This window comes from Pseudomonas sp. SIMBA_068, from assembly GCF_046534705.1.
GTDB classification, from domain to species: domain Bacteria; phylum Pseudomonadota; class Gammaproteobacteria; order Pseudomonadales; family Pseudomonadaceae; genus Aquipseudomonas; species Aquipseudomonas putida.
Genome location: NZ_JAWRYI010000006.1, coordinates 1 through 17,374, shown reverse-complemented (window position 1 = coordinate 17,374; position 17,374 = coordinate 1). Strand labels below are relative to the sequence as shown.

At 62.9% G+C, this 17,374-nt stretch carries 14 protein-coding genes; 1 reads left to right on the top strand and 13 read right to left on the bottom strand.

The annotated features are described in order from the left end of the window. Positions 1–66 precede the first annotated feature (66 nt). The 7 genes from SB756_RS15355 to SB756_RS15325 all read right to left on the bottom strand — a co-directional run bounded on the left by SB756_RS15355 (position 67) and on the right by SB756_RS15325 (position 8,187). Positions 67–2,010 carry an FTR1 family protein gene (locus SB756_RS15355; RefSeq protein ID WP_410911064.1) on the bottom strand — a complete coding sequence of 648 codons (1,944 nt, stop codon included), beginning with the start codon at positions 2,008–2,010 and terminating at the stop codon, positions 67–69. 138 nt (positions 2,011–2,148) lie between these two features. Further along, on the bottom strand, positions 2,149–3,567 hold the full coding sequence (locus tag SB756_RS15350) for an efflux transporter outer membrane subunit (RefSeq protein ID WP_410911063.1): 1,419 nt from the start codon (positions 3,565–3,567) through the stop codon (positions 2,149–2,151). Next, on the bottom strand, positions 3,564–4,439 hold the full coding sequence (locus SB756_RS15345) for an efflux RND transporter periplasmic adaptor subunit (RefSeq protein WP_410911062.1): 876 nt from the start codon (positions 4,437–4,439) through the stop codon (positions 3,564–3,566). The genes SB756_RS15350 and SB756_RS15345 overlap by 4 nt, the downstream gene beginning before the upstream one ends. Further along, complete coding sequence (locus SB756_RS15340; protein WP_016497473.1) at positions 4,436–4,648, bottom strand: DUF1656 domain-containing protein; 213 nt, start codon at positions 4,646–4,648, stop codon at positions 4,436–4,438. Before SB756_RS15340 ends, SB756_RS15345 begins: the two co-directional genes overlap by 4 nt. Then, positions 4,645–6,732, bottom strand: coding sequence for an FUSC family protein (locus SB756_RS15335; protein ID WP_410911061.1), 2,088 nt, complete (start codon positions 6,730–6,732; stop codon positions 4,645–4,647). The genes SB756_RS15340 and SB756_RS15335 overlap by 4 nt, the downstream gene beginning before the upstream one ends. Then, the gene (locus SB756_RS15330; protein WP_341797254.1) at positions 6,729–7,181 is read right to left on the bottom strand and encodes a MarR family winged helix-turn-helix transcriptional regulator; all 453 of its coding nucleotides are present in this window, start codon (positions 7,179–7,181) and stop codon (positions 6,729–6,731) included. The genes SB756_RS15335 and SB756_RS15330 overlap by 4 nt, the downstream gene beginning before the upstream one ends. Before the next feature lie 211 nt (positions 7,182–7,392). Beyond that, positions 7,393–8,187 carry a tetratricopeptide repeat protein gene (locus SB756_RS15325; protein WP_341797253.1) on the bottom strand — a complete coding sequence of 265 codons (795 nt, stop codon included), beginning with the start codon at positions 8,185–8,187 and terminating at the stop codon, positions 7,393–7,395. Between the two features lie 207 nt (positions 8,188–8,394). Between SB756_RS15325 and SB756_RS15320 the strand changes: the two genes are divergently transcribed. Continuing rightward, the gene (locus SB756_RS15320) at positions 8,395–8,952 is read left to right on the top strand and encodes a WYL domain-containing protein (RefSeq protein WP_410911060.1); all 558 of its coding nucleotides are present in this window, start codon (positions 8,395–8,397) and stop codon (positions 8,950–8,952) included. Positions 8,953–9,065: 113 nt separating this feature from the next. On the opposite strand, the gene SB756_RS15315 is transcribed toward SB756_RS15320, so the two are convergent. The 6 genes from SB756_RS15315 to SB756_RS15290 all read right to left on the bottom strand — a co-directional run. After that, entirely contained in the window at positions 9,066–9,929 is an 864-nt protein-coding gene (locus SB756_RS15315) for an ABC transporter permease (protein ID WP_410911059.1), read from the bottom strand. A gap of 14 nt (positions 9,930–9,943) precedes the next feature. Next, the gene (locus SB756_RS15310) at positions 9,944–10,807 is read right to left on the bottom strand and encodes an ABC transporter ATP-binding protein (RefSeq protein ID WP_341797251.1); all 864 of its coding nucleotides are present in this window, start codon (positions 10,805–10,807) and stop codon (positions 9,944–9,946) included. Between the two features lie 6 nt (positions 10,808–10,813). Continuing rightward, positions 10,814–11,833 (bottom strand): ABC transporter substrate-binding protein, encoded by a 1,020-nt coding sequence (locus SB756_RS15305; RefSeq protein WP_341797250.1) that lies wholly within the window; start codon positions 11,831–11,833, stop codon positions 10,814–10,816. 17 nt (positions 11,834–11,850) lie between these two features. Continuing rightward, positions 11,851–12,750, bottom strand: a complete 900-nt coding sequence (locus SB756_RS15300; RefSeq protein WP_338745735.1) for a TauD/TfdA family dioxygenase — start codon at positions 12,748–12,750, stop codon at positions 11,851–11,853. A gap of 199 nt (positions 12,751–12,949) precedes the next feature. Further along, complete coding sequence (locus SB756_RS15295) at positions 12,950–13,291, bottom strand: tryptophan synthase subunit beta (RefSeq protein WP_341798848.1); 342 nt, start codon at positions 13,289–13,291, stop codon at positions 12,950–12,952. A 171-nt stretch (positions 13,292–13,462) separates the two neighbouring features. Beyond that, positions 13,463–17,374: immunoglobulin-like domain-containing protein (locus tag SB756_RS15290; RefSeq protein WP_410911058.1), on the bottom strand; the 3,912-nt coding region annotated here is incomplete at its 5' end.

Genomic DNA, 17,374 nt, shown 5'->3' with positions numbered 1-17,374 from the left:
GCTTGAAACTGATGCGGTCGGGGTGGGAGCTGGCTTGCCGGCGATGGGCCGCAGCGCGGCCCCCGGTCAGTTGGCCGTTGCCCTGCGCTTTTCCACCAGCCACGAGCGCCCATACAGGAACACTATGGCCAGCAAGGCCACCGCCTGTGCCCACAGCGAGTAGGCATCAGCGTGAATGCCCAGCCAATCGAACTCGAAGAACGCCACCGGCCGTGTGCCCAGCACCCCGGCTTCTTGCAGCGCCTTCACACCATGCCCGGCAAACACCACCGACAGCGCGCACAGCAGTGCGGCGTTGATGCTGAAGAACAGCGTCAGCGGCAGCTTGGCAGAACCGCGCAAAATCACCCAGGCCAGGCCCACCAGCAGCACCAGCGCCGTGGCGCCACCCGCCAGCACCGCCTGGTGCCCGGCAGGGCCTGCCTGCAACCACAGGGTTTCGTAGAACAGGATCACTTCGAACAGTTCGCGGTACACCGAGAAAAACGCCAGCATGGCAAAGCCAAAGCGCCCGCCGCCGCTGACCAGGCTGCTTTTGATGTAGTCCTTCCAGGCGGCAGCGTGGCGGCGGTCATGCATCCATACACCGAGCCATAGCACCATCACCGCGGCGAACAGCGCCGTGCAGCCTTCCAGCAGTTCGCGCTGGGCGCCGCCCACATCGATCACATAGGCCGCCACCGCCCAAGTGGCGAACCCGGCGACCAGCGCCAGCCCCCACCCGATGTTGACGCTGCGTACCGCCGACTGCTGCCCGGTGTTACGCAGGAAGGCCAGGATCGCGGCCAGCACCAGAATCGCCTCCAGGCCTTCGCGCAGCAGGATCAGCAAACCGGAGATATAACTCAGCGACCAGCTCAGGCCGTCGCTGCCCAACAGCTTGGCGGCCTGGTCGAGCTTGCCTTTTGCCTCAGCCAGACGCTGCTCGGCCTGGGCCACGGGCAGGCCATCCTGCAGGGACTGACGGTAGGCCATCAGGGATCTTTCGGTGTCCTTGCGCGCCTGGGTGTCGATGTTGTCCAGCGAGCTTTCCACCAGCTCGAAGCCTTCCAGATAGGCCGCTACCGACAGGTCATAGGCCTGGTCGTGGTCACCTGCGCGGTAGGCGGCCAAGCTTTTGTCCAGCGTGCTGGCGGTGTATTCGAGCAGTTGCGCCGGGCCGCGCTTGACTTGCGGCGGCTGGGCTCGCTGGGCACGGAACGCTTCCACGACCGCGCTGCCTTCGTTGGCGGCGACTTCGGCCGGGGTCTGGCGAGCCAGGTCGGCGATGTTCCAGGTCTTGTCGCCTTTGCCGGCTTCCGGCTTGGCGGTGAAGCTGGCGATATAGGCGGCTATATCCCAACGCTGACGGTCATCCAGCTGGTCGGCAAAGGACGGCATCTCGGTGCCGTCGATACCCAGGGCCAGGGTGTTGTAGAGGTCGAACAGACTCAACTGGTCCAGGCGTGAAACATCGCGCAGGTTGGCGGGCGCAGGCTCCAAGCCCACGCCAGCCGGGCCGTCGCCCGCGCCGGTGTCGCCGTGGCAGATCGAGCAGTTTTGCGCGTACAGCGCAGCGCCGCGGGCCGGGTCCGGGGTAATCACCGGGGCCTGGCTGACCTCGTAGGCCACTGCCAGGCGCGCGCCCAGCTGGCGGGCCTGCCTGGCGACAGCCGTGCCCTCCTGGCGCTGATCGATGGCCTGGCGCAACGCCTGGACGCCCTGCTCCAGCGCGGCTTGCTCGGTATTTGCGGGCAGGGCTTTGACCAGCTCGGCCAATACCGCGCTGAATTCCTGTTGCTCGCGGTATTCGCCCTCGTCGATCACCTTGCCATCTTGTACGGTCGGCGGGTAGTCGGCGCCAATGTAGTCCAGCAGGTGCAGGGCTTTGCCGGCCTCGGCGGGGGACTCGGCCAGCGCCAGGGAGCTGCACAGCGCCAGCACTGGGCCGAGTAATAAAGCCGGCAACCAGGCAAGCAGACGTGAACGGGTTTTCATGGCCAGTCTCGAAGGGAATGCGAAAGAGAACATTGTTCACTCCCACTTTGCTTCCCTCAAGGGTGCCACGCAGATTTCATGAAAAATCTTGCTACAAATCAGATGCCAAGTATTCCGCCGCCCTCAGAAGCTGCGCTGATCAGTGGGGGCTGGCTTGCCGGCGATTGGGCCTCAAGGCTTGGCGGTGTCCTTCCAGCCTCCACCCAGCGCCAGGAACACCCCAATCTGCCCCATGGCTACCTGACTATTGGCCGCTGCCAACTGCGCACGCATGTCGGTATAGGTGCGTGTGGCCTGCAAATCCGCCAGGAACGATTCACGCCCTGCCTGGTAATACCGGTGGGTCTGGTCCGCCGCTTCCTTGGCCGATTTTTCTGCCTCGGCCAAGGCATCACGCCGGTCCAGCAGGGCGCTGTACTGCGCCAGGCGGGTCTGTGTTTCGCGGATGGCGTTCAGCACAACCCCATCGAAGTTCGCCAACGCCGCCTGGGTTGAAGCTTCGGCCATGCGAATACGCGCACGGGTGCCGTTGGTAGGGATGCTCCAGCTGATCTGCGGGCCAAAGCCCCAGCGGTTGGTTGCGGGCTCACCGAGGTTCTCCAGGATACCGATAGTGCCAACCTGGGCGCCAATGCTGATGTCCGGGTACAAGGCGCCAGTGGCCACGCCAATATAGGCGGTGGCAGCAGCCAACTGGCGCTCCGCCTGGCGCACGTCTGGGCGACGTTTGAGCAGCGCGGCGCCATCACCCACCGGGACCAGCTGGTTCAGGTGTGGCAGCTCGGCACAATCGGCGGTACCGGCAGGCAACTGGTCGACCGGTTTGGCCAGCAGCGCGGCCAGTGTGTACATGCCAGTTTCTCGCTCGGCCTTGAAGCGTGGCAGTTCGGCGCGCAAGGATTTGAACTGGGTCTGCGAACGGGTGACCTGGGTTTCATCACCGCGGCCGGCATCGCGCAGGCGCTGGTTGAGCGTGACGCTCTGCTCCTGCAGGTCCAGCGACTCGCGGGCGATGTGGAGTTCCTCGTTGGCCGAACACACCTGGGTGTAAGCCTTGACCACATCCGCCACCAGGGTGATACGCGCGGTATCGGCAGCGGCCTGCACCGCGTCGGCATTGGCCTTGGCGGCCTCGGTGCCGCGCTTGAAGGTACCCCACAGGTCGAATTGGTACGAGGCACTGATAATAGCCTCGCCAATGTTGGCCACTGGTACCTTCTCGGGCTGCAGGAAGGCTTCGCCCGACTCCTGCAACCGCTGGGCGCCGAGTTTGACGCCACCATTGAAGCCACCTTGCGATTCGGCCACTTCGACCTGGGCGCGGGCCTTGGCGATGTTGGCCGCCGCCACGCGCAACTCGGTGTTGGCATCCAGGGCCTGACGCACCAGCGCGTTCAGCCGCTGGTCCTGATACAGCTGCCACCAGTCCTCGGGCACCGGCGCCGAGACCACGCTATCGGCATCCTGGCGCAGCGGGCCGCTCAGATCGCTACGTTGCACCGCAGCGTCCTTGGGCACCTCATAGTCGGGCCCGACCATCATGCAGGCCCCCAGCGACAGGCACAGGCCGGCCAGGATCAGCTGCTTCATGGGCGCTGGCCCTCGATGATCGACACCGTGGCGGTGCGCCCGGCAATCATACGGAAGTCCTGCGGCACTTCATCGAAGGCGATGCGCACCGGAATACGCTGGGCCAGGCGCACCCAGCTGAACGCCGGGTTGACGTTGGGCAGCAGGTTGGCGCCGCTGCTGCGGTCGCGGTCTTCGATGCCCGCGGCAAAGCTCTGCACATGGCCGCGCAGGCGGGTGTTGTCGCCCATTACGCGAATGTCCACGGCATCACCGATGTGGATGCCACCCAGTTTGGTTTCTTCAAAGTAGCCATCGACGTGGTACGAGGTGCTGTCGACCACCGACAGCACCGGGCGGCCGGCGGTGACGAATTCGTGGTTACGCGGGGCGCGGTCGTTCAGGTAGCCGTCCACCGGGCTGCGCACCACCGAACGGTCGAGGTTGAGCTGGGCGGTATCGACTGCCACCTGGGCCTCGCTGACAGCCGAGCGGGCGCGGGCCTCGCGGGACTGGCTTTCTTCAAGCTGCTCGGCGGCCACCAGGTTGCCCAGCTTGCGGTTGCGCTGCGCCTCGCGTGAGGCCTGGGCCAGGGTTTCCTGGCGTTCGCCCAGGGTGGCCTTGGCCTGGCGCAGGGCCAGGCTGAAGCGGTCCTGGTCGATGGTGAACAGCACGTCATCGCGTTTGACGGTCTGGTTGTCGCGCACCTCGACCTTCTGGATCAACCCCGACACATCGGGGGCGATCTGGATCACGTCGGCGCGGATGTGGCCGTCGCGGGTCCAGGGGGCAAACATGTAGTACACCACCATCTGCCACACGAGCACGGCGGCGAAGGTCACTACCAGCAACGTCAGGACCACACGGCCCAAGGTCAACAAAGGTTTTTTCATGGCAGCATCAGGTTTCGGCAAAAGTGGTCCACCGCGCCAAGCAGCACGGCATACAGAGCAACGTTGAACAACGCCCGGTGCCAGACCAGGCGATAGAAATGCAGGCGCACCAGCACCGCGTGCACCCCCAGGAACACCAGGTAGGTGCCAAACATCATCACCAGCAGCGTGGGCAGAAACACCCCGCTGATATCCAGTTCACCAATCACAGGGGCGCTCCGTCGAGGCCAGGGGGCAGTTGCGGTTGTTCGGCGGGTTCGAGCATCACTTCCACGCCCGGCAACAGCGCCAGCCGCAGGCCACTCAGGGCATGCAACAGGTGGGTGCGGGCATCGCCACGCTCGTACAATTCATCCAGGTTCAGCGCCAGGCGTGCGCGTTCCATGTTGCGCAGCAGCGCGGCCGGGGCATGCAGGCGCTCACCGGCCCGCAGGCAGGCGGCGTAGTGCGCGCCGACTTCTTCGACCACCGTGCGCAAGCGCTCGCGGGCCTGCTGGCCGGCGCGCGGCATATAGGCCAGCAGGTCGAGCAAGTTCAGCCCCACGCGCAGGTCACGCAGTGCCACGCCGCTGTCCTGGCCGGTTTGCGACAGGCGCGGGAGGTGCTGCATCAGGCGGTCGAGCATCTGTACGCCCACCTGGCGTTGCTCGGCCAGGGTCGCCGGCTCGGTCATTTCGACAATGTCGCGCCAGGCGAAGCGGGTCATGCGCTTGGCCGCCAGCTCCACGCCGAACGGGCGCATCACCAAGGTCCAGATGAACGCGAACAACAGGCCAACGGGGCCGGCCAGGTTGGCGTTGAGGAAGGTGAAGAAGTCGGCGTCGTAAGCACCCTGGATGCTGATGAAGGTCGAGGTGTTGACGATGGTCAGCAAGGTGCCCAGGTAGAAGCGCGGCTGCACGGTCAGGGTGCCGATACAGATGAACGGCACGGCAAACGCCAGCACCAGCATCGGGAAATCGTGCAGGTTGGGCAGCACCAGGAACAGGTACAGGCTGGAGAAGATGACCGACATCAGCGTCCAGAAGAAGAACCGGTAGATCTGCGGCGCCGGGTCGTCCATGGCAGCAAAGAAGCTGCACGACACGGCAGCAAGGATCACGGCGCTCGCGCCATCGTTCCAGCCCAGGCCAATCCACAGGCCGCACGCCACCACAATCGCCAGTACGGTAGAGCCCACCGAGTACAGCATCAGGCCACGGTCGAAGAATGCCGTCAGGCGGCCCAGGCGCCAGTGGCGATACACCGCGCGCCAAGGCTTGGCATCGTCGGTACGCAAGGCGTGCTGCAGGGTGCAGCAGTCCTGCCACAAGTCAGCCCATTCGGTCAGGCGGTACAGGGCGTTGGACAGCAGCAGTTCGGCGCGCTGGTCGAGGGCGGCGGCACCGGGCTGCAGGCGGTCGATCTGCTCGTGCAGCGCGGTCCAGCGCGTTACCGAAACGCTGTGAGCAGTGCCTTTCAGCCATTCGCGCGCGGCTTCAAGCACGGGTTGAAGCTGGGCGAACTGGGCCGGGGCACGGCCCTCCAGGGCCACAAGTGCGTCGTCGAGCGCATCAATGACCGGCAGCAGGTGAATCATCCGCCCACGCAGCTCACGAGCGTTCTTCAGGGTATGTGGGCCGGCACCTTCGTGGCCTAGCTGGCCGATCATCAGCTCCAGCGAGTTGAAGGTGGCGACCATCGCCCCGCGCATGCCGCCGACCTTGTCGGCGCTGGCTTCGCGGGCCAGGTTGGTGTCGCTGTAGCGGATCGCCTCGGTGAACCAGTTACCGGTGGCGCCGACCACCACGGGGGCCAGCCGGCGCGGCCAGAAAATGGCGCCGACTACTGCCGCACAGACGATCCCCAGGCAAATTTCCTGGGCACGGGAGGACGCCACGTCGAACACCGCCAGCGGGTTGTCGACCACCGCCAGGGCGATCATCGGCAGGGTATAGCCAGCCAGCATCAACACGTAGTTGTTGGCCGTGCGCAGGTTCAGCGACAGGAACAGCAAGGTGCCGGTCCACAGGGCGATGGCGATGCTCAGCAGCAACGGCGACTGCACCAGCGGCGGCACCAGGAAAATCGCCCCGCCGGCACCCAGCAGCGTGCCCACGGCGCGGTACAGCGCCTTGGAACTGGTGGGGCCGACGAAGGGGCTGGAAACGATATACACCGTGGCCATGGCCCAGTAGGGGCGCGGCAGCTGCATGAGCAACGCGATGTACAAGGCGATCATGGAGGCGGCGAAGGTACGCGCACCGTAGAACCAGTCGCGGGCCGGTGGTACAGAGCTGAAGAAGCCGTTCATGCCACCCCGCCCGTACCGCCCAGGCCGGCTGCTTCAAAGGCGCGCAGCACGCGCAAGGTGGCTTCCAGGTCGGCCTGGTCGATACCGTTGAGCACATCGCGGCGCAGGCGCACCAGCTCGGCTTCGATGGCCTCGGCCAGGGCACGGCCTTCGGCGGTCAGGCTCAGGGCCTTGGCGCGACGGTCCAGTGGGTCCTCGCTGCGGCACACCAGGCCAGCCTTGCACAGTTGGTCGAGCAGGCGCACCAGTGATGGGCTTTCCAGGCCGGCAGCCTGGGCTACGGCCACCTGGTGCACACCGTCGCCCAGGCGCACGATCATCAGCAGCGGCGCAGCGCAGGCTTCGGAAATGCCGTAACCGGTCAGGGCGGTATGGCAGATGCGCCGCCAATGACGGGCGGCGACCACCATGCCACTGCTGACTTGCAGGCGCAGGAGATCAAGGGACATGAAGGGAACCAAGGATATTCATAGTTTGCTAACTATCAATATACGCCTTGCCCTCCCCCTGTCGTCAACAGTGGGCGACGGACAACCGGGTTAAATGTTGTTCATTTTTTAGCCTGTGCCGGCCTCTTCGCGGGTAAACCCGCTCCTACAGGTACCCCACATTTTGAGGCTTGTGGTTTCCCGCGAAGAGGCCGGCACAGGCAACAGAAAATCAGGGCTGGATCTGGTCTTCCAGCTTCATGGTCAGTGCCAGCGTGCTGCCCATCTGCACCGCCCGGTCCCGCCATTCCTGATAGCGCGCTGCATCACGGCTGCTGAAATGCACCGCCAGCTCCTCTGCCGCCTGCACCACCCCCGCCGCTGCCGCCAGCTCCAGCCAGTACAGCGCGGCCTTCAGGTCGGCCTCTACATACAGCCCGTGCATCAGCCGGTAACCCACCTCAAAACGACAGCGTGCTTCACCCCGCTCTGCCCCGCGCATGAACCAGTGGTAGGCCTGAACCAGGTCGACCTGCCAGTCCAGGTCGCCGTCGCACACCTCCTCTTCATACAGGTCGCCCAATGCCGCGGCCGCGTGGAGCATGCCCCGCTCAAAGGCCTGCCGATAGCACTCCGCTGCCTGCACGTAGGAAGGGTCGATGCCTTTGCCAAAGTAATGCTGCTGCCCCAGGTTGAACCAAGCGGCGGCATTGCCTTGCAGGGCCGCCATGCGCAGCAGGTGGCCGGCCAGCACGGTATCGGCACGCCAGTACTTGCCGTTGAGCCAGATCCAGCCGAGGTCGTTGAGTGCCGCCACGCTGCCCAGCAACGCCTGGCGGCGCAGGTCGGCATACACCGCCTGCAGGTCGCTGGCCTCATCCAGGCGGTTGACCAGCATCGAGCGCTGGCTGGGCAGACCCACACCGGCAAACAGCCACTGTCGCCTCCCGACCGGGGCCGGTGGCGCAATGACCCGCTCGGGAAGAAGGCGGGCAAGCAGCGAATGGATATTGCTGGCAGCAGACATGTTCATCCTCATTGAACGACGCACAACCCCAACCTTCGGCTGTGATGAGGCGTGATTCTGCGTGACGTCACGTCAAAACCTGTCGCGAACGAATCGGCACACGGCAACCAAATGCGAGTTCCTTGATCTGAGCAGGCTGTGGCCAATTGCCATACAGCACGCGTGCCGCCATCCTGTTGCGGCAAGCCTAGACAAGGACGTTACATTTTGCCGTTCGCCACCACTCGCGCCACCCTCAGCCGTCAGTGGGCGCTGCTGCGCCAGCTGCCCAACCGCTCCCCCGGCATTACCAGCGCCGAGCTTGTCTGGGGCCTGCGCGATGTCGGCTTCACGGTCAGCAAACGCACTGTCGAGCGCGACCTCAATGAGCTGTCGCTGATATTCCCGCTGGAGCGCAATGACAAGAGCATCCCGTTCGGCTGGCACTGGTCGGCGAGTGCGGTGGGCGAGTTGCGCGGTAACTTCGACTTGCTGACGCACCTACGGGGGGATGCGTTGCAACCGGCGAAGGGTGAGGGGGTGGAGCTGGTGGCACGGATCAGCGATGCACTGGCGCGGCAACTGCGCGTTGCACCGTTGAGCAGCGACATGCAGATGACGGCGCTGGAGCATGGGCATCGGTTGCGGGCGACGGTGAGTGACGGCTGGCCATTGCGCTGGTGGCTGTTGAGCCATGGGGATGGGTTGGTGGTGGAGCAGCCTGTGGTATTGAGGGAAGAGATTGGCAAGATCCTGAGCAATGCGGCGGCTCAGTACCTGAGTTGATAGCCTGTACTGGCCCTATCGCCGGCAAGCCAGCTCCCACTGGAAAGCCACAAGCCTCACGACCTGTGGAGTACCTGTGGGAGCCAGCTTGCCGGCGATAGGGCCAGTACAGGTCAGCGCTGCATCCCCCAACGCCGCACGGTCAGCCGCTCCAGGGTGTTGAACACTAACCCTTCCACCAGCAAACCAATCAGGATCACCACCGCCAACCCGGCAAATACCTTGTCGGTATACAGCTCGTTGCGGTTCTGGAAGATGTACCAGCCCAGCCCGCCTTTACCGCTGCTGGCGCCAAACACCAGTTCGGCGGCAATCAGGGTGCGCCAGGCAAAGGCCCAGCCGATCTTCAGCCCCGACAGGATCGACGGCAAAGCCGCCGGCACCAGGATGTGCAGCACCAGCCGCAGCCCTTTCAGGCCATAGTTACGGCCCGCCATGCGCAGTGTTTCCGAGACGCCAAGAAAGCCCGCGTAGGTATTCAGCGCCAAAGCCCACAGCACCGAATGCACCAGCACGAAGATCAGGCTATTGTCGCCCAGCCCGAACCACAGCAAGGCCAGCGGCAGCAGGGCAATGGCCGGAAGCGGGTTGAACATCGAGGTCAATGTGCCCAGCAGGTCGCGGCCCAGCTGGGTCGAAACCGCCAGGCTGGTCAGGCCGAATGCCAGGACGATGCCCAGTACATAACCCTTGAGCAGAATCACCAGCGACACGCCAACCTTGGCCGGCAGTTCGCCACTGATCATCCCGTCCCACAGGGCGGCGGCGGTTTGCAAAAAGCCTGGCAACAGCAGGTCGTTGTCCTGATAGCGGGCGACGGCCTCCCACAGCACAGCGATCACCAGCAGGATAACCGCCTTGCGCAGCCAGCCTTGCTGCCACAGGCGCCGGGCCAACGGCAGTTGTCGTTCCAGAGGCACACTGAGCAGGGGCTCCAGCTGCACCTCGTATTCCTGGCGTACAGGTGTAGTGGTCATGGCTGAAGCTCCTGTCAGTAGGCGATGCGAATATCGTTAAAACCAAGCTCGTCAGGCTGTTGCGGGGTGTCCGCCTCGTCAAACAGCAGACGGTGGATACGCCGGGCACTGGCCTGGAAGTCGCTGCCACCCAGGCTGCCCAGGTCGTACTGATGGCTGTGCACTTCGGCCCGTACCCGCCCCGGGTGCGGCGACAGCAGCAGGATGCGGTTGCCGACCACCAGCGCCTCCTCGATGGAGTGGGTCACGAACAGCAGGGTGAACCGTACTTCCTCCCACAGCAGCAACAGCTCTTCCTGCATCTTGCGCCGGGTCAGCGCATCAAGGGCGGCGAACGGCTCATCCATCAACAAGATCTTCGGCTGTGTGGCCAAGGCCCGGGCAATCGCCACGCGTGCCTTCATGCCACCCGACAAGGTGTGTGGATAGGCATCAGCGAAGGCGGCCAGGCCGACCTTCTCCAGGTAATGCAGTGCCCGCTCTTCGGCTTCGGCGCGCTTGAGCTGGCGCGACACCAGCAGCGGGAACATGACGTTCTGCTTTACCGTTTTCCACGGCGGCAGCTGGTCAAACTCCTGGAACACCACTATGCGGTCGGGGCCCGGACCACGGACAGCCTGGCCCTGCAACAGAATCTGCCCTTCCTGCGGCTGGATGAAACCGGCGACGGCCTTGAGCAAGGTGGACTTGCCGCAGCCTGAGGGGCCAAGTAGCACAAAGCGGTCGGCACGGTCGACTTCGAAGCTGACCTGGTGGGTGGCCCGCACCACGCGTTGCGCGGTGCGGTATTCGAGGCTGAGGTTATCCACCTTGAGCAAAGGCGGCGTTGCGACACGGCTCAGGTTGCTGGCCGTGTGGCCTGGCAATGGGGCGGTCATGATCGATCAGCTCCCTTGCAGCGGGCGTTCATCCTGGAAGAAGTAGTCCTTCCACGATTCCGGCTTATGCTTGATGGCGCCTACCCGATAGAGGAAATCGGCCAGCTTGTAGGTGTTCTTTGGCGTGACGGTGAATTCGTACTGCGGGTTGTCGATCAGCTTGATCAACGCGTCGCGGTCGATCTTGGCCTTGGTCACACGGATGTAGGTGTCGGCGGCAGCTGCCTTGTCTTTCTGGGCGAAGTCTGCGGCTTCGGCCAGGGCGTCAACGAAGGCCTTGTAGGTTTTAGGGTTGTCCTTGCGAAATTTCTCGGTGGCGAACAACAAGGTCGGCGAGTTGGGGCCGAGCAGGTCATAGCTGTTGAGCACCACATGCACGTCCTTGTTGGCCAGTACCTGATCCTGGAACGGCGGGTTGGAGAAGTGCCCGTTCAGCTCGGTACCGCCGGCCAGCAGCGCGGCAGTGGCATCGGGGTGAGGTACGGCGAGGGTGTATTTGTCGAGGCGGTTGTATTCCTTGTCGCCCCACTGCTGGGCAGCGGCATACTGCAGGAAGCGCGACTGCACCGAAACACCGACCGCTGGCACGGCGATGCGATCTTTGTTGGAGATGTCGGCGATTGTCTTCACGTTGGGGTTGCTGCTGACCAGGTAGTACGGGAAGTTGCCCAGCGAGGCCACGGCCTTCACATTCTGCCGACCCTTGGTGCGGTCCCACACCGTAAGCAACGGGCCGACACCCGCGCCGGCGATGTCTACCGAACCGGACAGCAGTGCGTCGTTGATGGCCGAGCCACCCGACAGCTGGGCCCAGTCGACGTCGATTTCGATGCCCTGCTCCTTGCCGTGCTTTTCGATCAGGTGCTGGTCACGCACCACGTTCAGCAGCAGGTAGACGATGCCGAACTGTTCGGCAATGCGGATCTTGCCTTCGGCCTGGGCCACTGCAGGGGCAGCCAGGCTGCCAACGACCAGGCTTGCGCCCAGGCCGATGCTTGCCGCCAGGCGGCTGATGGATTTGCGCATGATGATGTCCTCAGTCGTCAGAACGGGGCGTCGCCCTGGATGGTGGTGCGGTACAGCTTGCGGCGCAGGTGTGCGGGGCAGCCGGCGGCCAGGTGGATCAACGAGCGGTTGTCCCAGAACACCAGGTCATGGGGCTGCCATTGGTGGCGGTAGATGTTCTGCTCCAGCACGCTCAGTGCGTACAGCTGTTGCAGCACGTCGCGGCTTTCATCGTCTGGCAGGCCGACGATGCGGGTGGTGAAGCCTTCACTGACAAACAGCGCCTTGCGGCCGTTCTCCGGGTGGGTGCGGACCACCGGGTGGATAACTTCCTGTACCTGCGCCAATTGCTCGGCGGTCAGGTTCGGGCGCCAGTTACCTTCAAATTTGGTTTCGGCGTAACGGGCGGTATAGGAGTGGGCAGCACTGCGGCCCTCGACCACTTTGCGCAGGGCGTCGGGTACGGCGTCCCAGGCTTTGTGCATGTCGGCGAACAGCGTATCGCCGCCTTCGCTTGGCAGTTCCTGGGCATGCAGCATGGAACCGAGGCTGGGCAGCGCTTTGTATGAAAGGTCGGAGTGCCAGAACTTGCCAGCATCACCCAGGCCGATGTTCTGACCGTTTTCGATGATGTTGGAAACGATCAGGATCTCGGGATGGCCTGCCAGCAGGAACTGCTTGAGCACATGGATCTGCAACTCACCAAAGCGGCGGCTGAAGGCAATCTGCTGTTCCGGGCTGATGCGCTGGTCGCGGAACACCAGCACATGGTGGTCGAGGTGGGCGCGATGGATACGGGCGAAATCCTCGGCGTTGACCGGTTTGGCCAGGTCCAGGCCGATGATCTCGGCGCCTACGGCACCGGAGAACGGGCGGATTTCGAAAACTTGCGGCTGGGCGCTGTCGATGGTCGACAAGGCGTTCGAGGCGGCTGACATTTATCACTCCCACGCAGTGCGCGACTTCAATGGCGCGCAACGATCAGAAACGCACGGGGATTTCCCGTGTGGGTTCAAGTCGTGCGGCGCATCGATTGGTCGACGGGTACGCAGTGGATGTGACTATAAAGTCATAAGCGCGATATTTTAAATACCTTTAAAGCATAACCATATCACTGTCGCCGGGGCTGCCCTGCTGTCAGATCAGCCCACCCTGCTCTTCTTCGTCGATCAGGTTGTTGAGGCTGCTGAGCGCCTTGCGCGCGGTGGAGCGGTTGAGCAGCTTGGCCTGTGCGCCGGCGGGCAGGTCGGTGATCTTGAACACCCCCTTGGCGGTCAGCACGTCGATGAGGTCCTCGAGCACGCGGATCATGTCCAGGTCACTTTGCTTGAGCTGGTTGAGGCTGTTTTCCACGGCGTCATCGGCAAACCATTCCTGGATATCGGCATGGTCGGCGGGGAGCATTTCGGTGAACTGGTCAAAAGCAGCTGCTTCTACCCGCAGCAACTGGCCAGCGGCGTCGCGTTGCACGTAGAACATGGCGGTGTCCCTCGTCACGTTGGTTCCTTGTTGGTAGACAGCAGCATAGGCAAAGATCGCCGGGCGCGCAGGCCCGGCGCAAGAGTATGCGCTGTCAGCAGATGGCAGGAAAGACCCGTGTGGGAGCGGCCTTTGTGTCGCGAAAGGGCCGCGTAGCGGCCCTGTAGCGCATCAGCTGTCTTTGTTGTGGATGATGATGGTCGGGTCAGCACCGCTGATCAACGAGTTGACCGTGGTGTTGGACCAGTTCACCCCTTCAAGCTTGATGGTCACATCGGCATTTGCCAGACCGCCAGCATCGTTGAGCTTGCCTTCGCTGCTGACCTGCAACGTGGTCGTGCCTTCCACGGTGGTGAGTTTCAGGTAGTTGTCGATCGTGCTGCCCTTCTCACCTTGCAGCAGATCGCTCAAGTCGATCTTGTCTTTCTCGCCTACCTTGAAGTCCTTGATCACGTCGTTGCCGTAATCGCCCGCCTTCCACACGAAGGTGTCGGCACCGCTGCCACCGATCAGGATATCGTCGCCGTGGCCACCGATCAGGGTGTCATTGCCAGTACCGCCCAGCAGGATGTCGTTACCCCTGCCACCATCGAGCGTGTCGTTACCACCTTGGCCGAAGAGGATGTCGTTGCCGTTGCCGCCGGACAAGAAGTCCTTGCCGTCGTTGGCACCGGAGATATCGAACTCGGTGTAATGCTCGGTGATGTACTGGTGCACGTTGCTGGTGGTAACAGCACTGGCTTCGACACCGCTTTTCTGCGCAACGTAGGTCTGCAGGGCCTGATACCCCTCGCTGACGACACCATTGAGGGTGATCAGGTCACCGAAGATGATGTCGTTGCCGTTGCCGCCATCGATGGTGTCTGCACCTGGCAAGATCGCCTCGGAGTGGCCCAGAATCGCCTTGGCCAGGTCGGCCGGGTCGATGTTGGCCTGTGGCTTGCCAGCAGTGTCATAGGCTGTCAGGTCGCTGAGCGAGACATCGCTGTTCAGGCCAATCGCCTGCACCTTGCTCAGACCGGTATCTTTGCCACCAAGTACGGCAAAGCTCGCAGTGGAACCTGCCGCTGAGTAGTAATAGTTCCAGGCGTCAGCGTAGCCAGTACCCGCCAGGTCGGAGGTCTCGTAGGTACCATCACCTTGGGCATGGATCGTCCCGATCTCCTTGGTCGAGTCGAGCCTGCCATTACTCCTGTAGGTAGAGACGGTGATGAGCCCGTTACTGCTGATCTCAACCTTGTGCGTACTGTCGGCCCAGGCACTGAAGGTGTCGCCAATCTTGTAATTGTTGACGTTGACCACGTCATCCAGATACTTGCCATTGGTCCATAGGCGAGGGTTGGTGCTTTCCCCGTTCTGGTAGTAAGTCGGCTTGCCATCAGTGATGAAGTAGGTGAGGTTCTCCGCACCAGAATTGCTCAAGGCCACAGTGCTCTTGAAGAAGTTGGACGTGGTCTTGAACGCGTCTTCGTAGTTGGTACCACCGCCGTAGCGAGAACCGCCCACCATCGAGTCCAGTACCGTCTGCAACTTGCTCAGGGCATCGGTATCGTTCAGGTTCACCGTCACGTTCTTGTTGACCTGGGTGTCGAAGTCGACCAAGAAGATGTTCACGGTACCGGAGGAGTCGGAGCCCAGGCTCGCTTTCAGCGTCTGGAACACGGACGCCAGCTGGGCCTTGGCCGTGGCAACAGACTGGTCACTCATACTGCCCGAGCTGTCGACCATGAAGGCAATGTTGTAGTTCTTGCCCTGGACCACGTTCAGGCCCGACACGTCGGCGACGATGATGTCGTTGCCTTCGCTGCCGGTCATGGTGTCGTTGCCCGAAGTACCCACGCTGGCCTTGTAGGTTGCGCCGTACACCGTCACCGGGATGTTGCCGGTGGTGATGGCCGAACCGCCCAGGCTTTCGGTGGCAGTCGAGGTGACCGTGATGTCGAACGAGCCTTTGTAGTAGGCCGGCGGCGTCAGGGTCAGGCCGCTGAGTTTCCAGCCGGTTACATCCACCGGTGCGCTGCCTACCGTGACCGTGTGGCCTGCACCATCGCTGAGTACAGTGCCTTTCGGGATGCCGCTGAGGCTAACGTTGAGGGTTTCGGAGCCATCGGTGTCGGTCAGGGCAGTATTGATACCAACCAGTTTCACCGAGCCACCTTCCGGCCCTTCGTTTAGTTTGTAGCCGTCGTAGTAGCTCTGACCATTCACGGTGTGCAGGTCGGACACGCCCAGGCCAGCGTTGGCCATCTCGGTTACGTTCTGATACATCTTGATGTTCGAGCTGCTCAGGTCAGTGGCCGCACCCGAGCCTACCTGGATGTTCAGGTCATAGCTGCCTGGACCAGACTGGTTGGCATGGTAGACCTCGATCGGGTAGTAGCCACTGGTGTTCGGGGTGAAGGTACCCGAAACCTGGCCACCGGCACCCCAGGTGGCCGTGACCACAGTCTTGCCACCAATGGTGACCACGAAGCTGTCGTCGGCGGTACCGCTGAAGGTGTAGGTCTTGCCGGCTTCCAGGTAGATCAGGCCCGACGTTTTCGAGCCGGTGCCAGCAGTGACGCTGCCATCGGACTGCACGTTGGTAGTAGTGCTGCTGGAGTTGGCGTTGCCAGAGTTGGCAAATACCGTCTTCAGGTCCTCGCCGGTAATGCCATTGCCACCAGTACCCAGGCCTTTGAGGCTGGTCCAGACTTCCTTGGTCAGGCCTTTGGAGTCGATATCGGCGCTGCCGAAGCTCAGCGTCGGTTTGTCGGCTACCGGACTGATGTCGACCTTCATGGTCACTTCTGTGCCCAGGTTGGTGCCATCGTTCGGCTTGTACTTGAACTGTGCGTAGTCGGCCTTCTGGTTACCCACGCCATTGCCACCGTAGTTATCCGAGCCCGACTGGTTGAGAAGCGGAACGAACTTCAGGTTCTTGGCGATGATGTCAGCCTGGCTCACCACCTGGCCAACGGTCACATTCACCCAGGCAGTACCGTTGAAGAACTGCAGGCTGCCTGCGCCGGGGATAGAGGTAATGGTCACCGACAGACCGGTGTTGGCATCGGCATCGGTGACTTTGAAATCACTCCAGGCGAACACGTAGTCGGTGTCTTCCACGCCAAACACCGCGCCACCAGGCGAAACTGGCAGGTGGTCGTTGTCGAGGATGGTGGTAGCCACGCTCGATTTGCTGCTATCCACCTGCAGGTTCTCGAAGTTGCCACCGGTGGCAGTTTCGATTTTCACCACGAAGTTCTCGGTACCTTCGACCAGCTTGTCGTCGATGGTAGCGATGTTGAACGTGGTGCCTGTGCTGTTGGCCGGGATCTTCACGGTGGTGACACCGGTGAAGTCCTCACCGTTTTTGGCGGTGCCGCTGTAGCTGAGGGTGATCGTGACTTCGGCCTTGGAGGCGTTGCTCAGGGTCAGCGTGTACTGGCCGGTTTCGCCCTCGGTCAGCGAACTGGTGCCGGTGATGCCGACCGTGGTGACGTCACCTTGGTTGCCGGTGCCCGGGATACCCGAGCCTGGCTCGTCGGTCACGGTGGTGCTGACCGAGGTCTTGTCCAGAGTCAGTTGCTCGAACTTGCCGACATCAGTGCCGCTGACCGAAGCGATCGACTTGATCACAGGGTCGTTTGCACCGACGTAGACGTTGTCCGGGGCAGCCACGGTGGCAGTACCCACGGTGCCGTTGGCCGGCACGGTGATGGTGGTCTTGCCATCGTTCAGGGTGAATGTCAGCGCCGAGTGGTTGTTGATCGGCAGGCCATCTTTGTTGGTCAGCGTCACGGTGTAGGTGATCACGCCGCCTTCGGTGACCGACGGGGTCGCAGTAAGTTTCGCGATGACTTCGTCGGTGGTGTCGGTGACGTTGACCTTCGCCGCGTCGCCCAGCTGCAGGTTCTCGAAGGTACGGCCGCCGATGTCGGCTGCCGACTTGATACCCAGGCTGATTTCACCGGCGTCGTTGTAGACGTCGTCGCCTTGTGCCGCGTGCTCGTATGGCGCGCTGGTCTGGCCGGCCTTGATGGTGACTTGAGCGTTGTTGCTCAGGGTCACGACCAGGTCGTTGGCCAGGGCGGTGTTGATGTG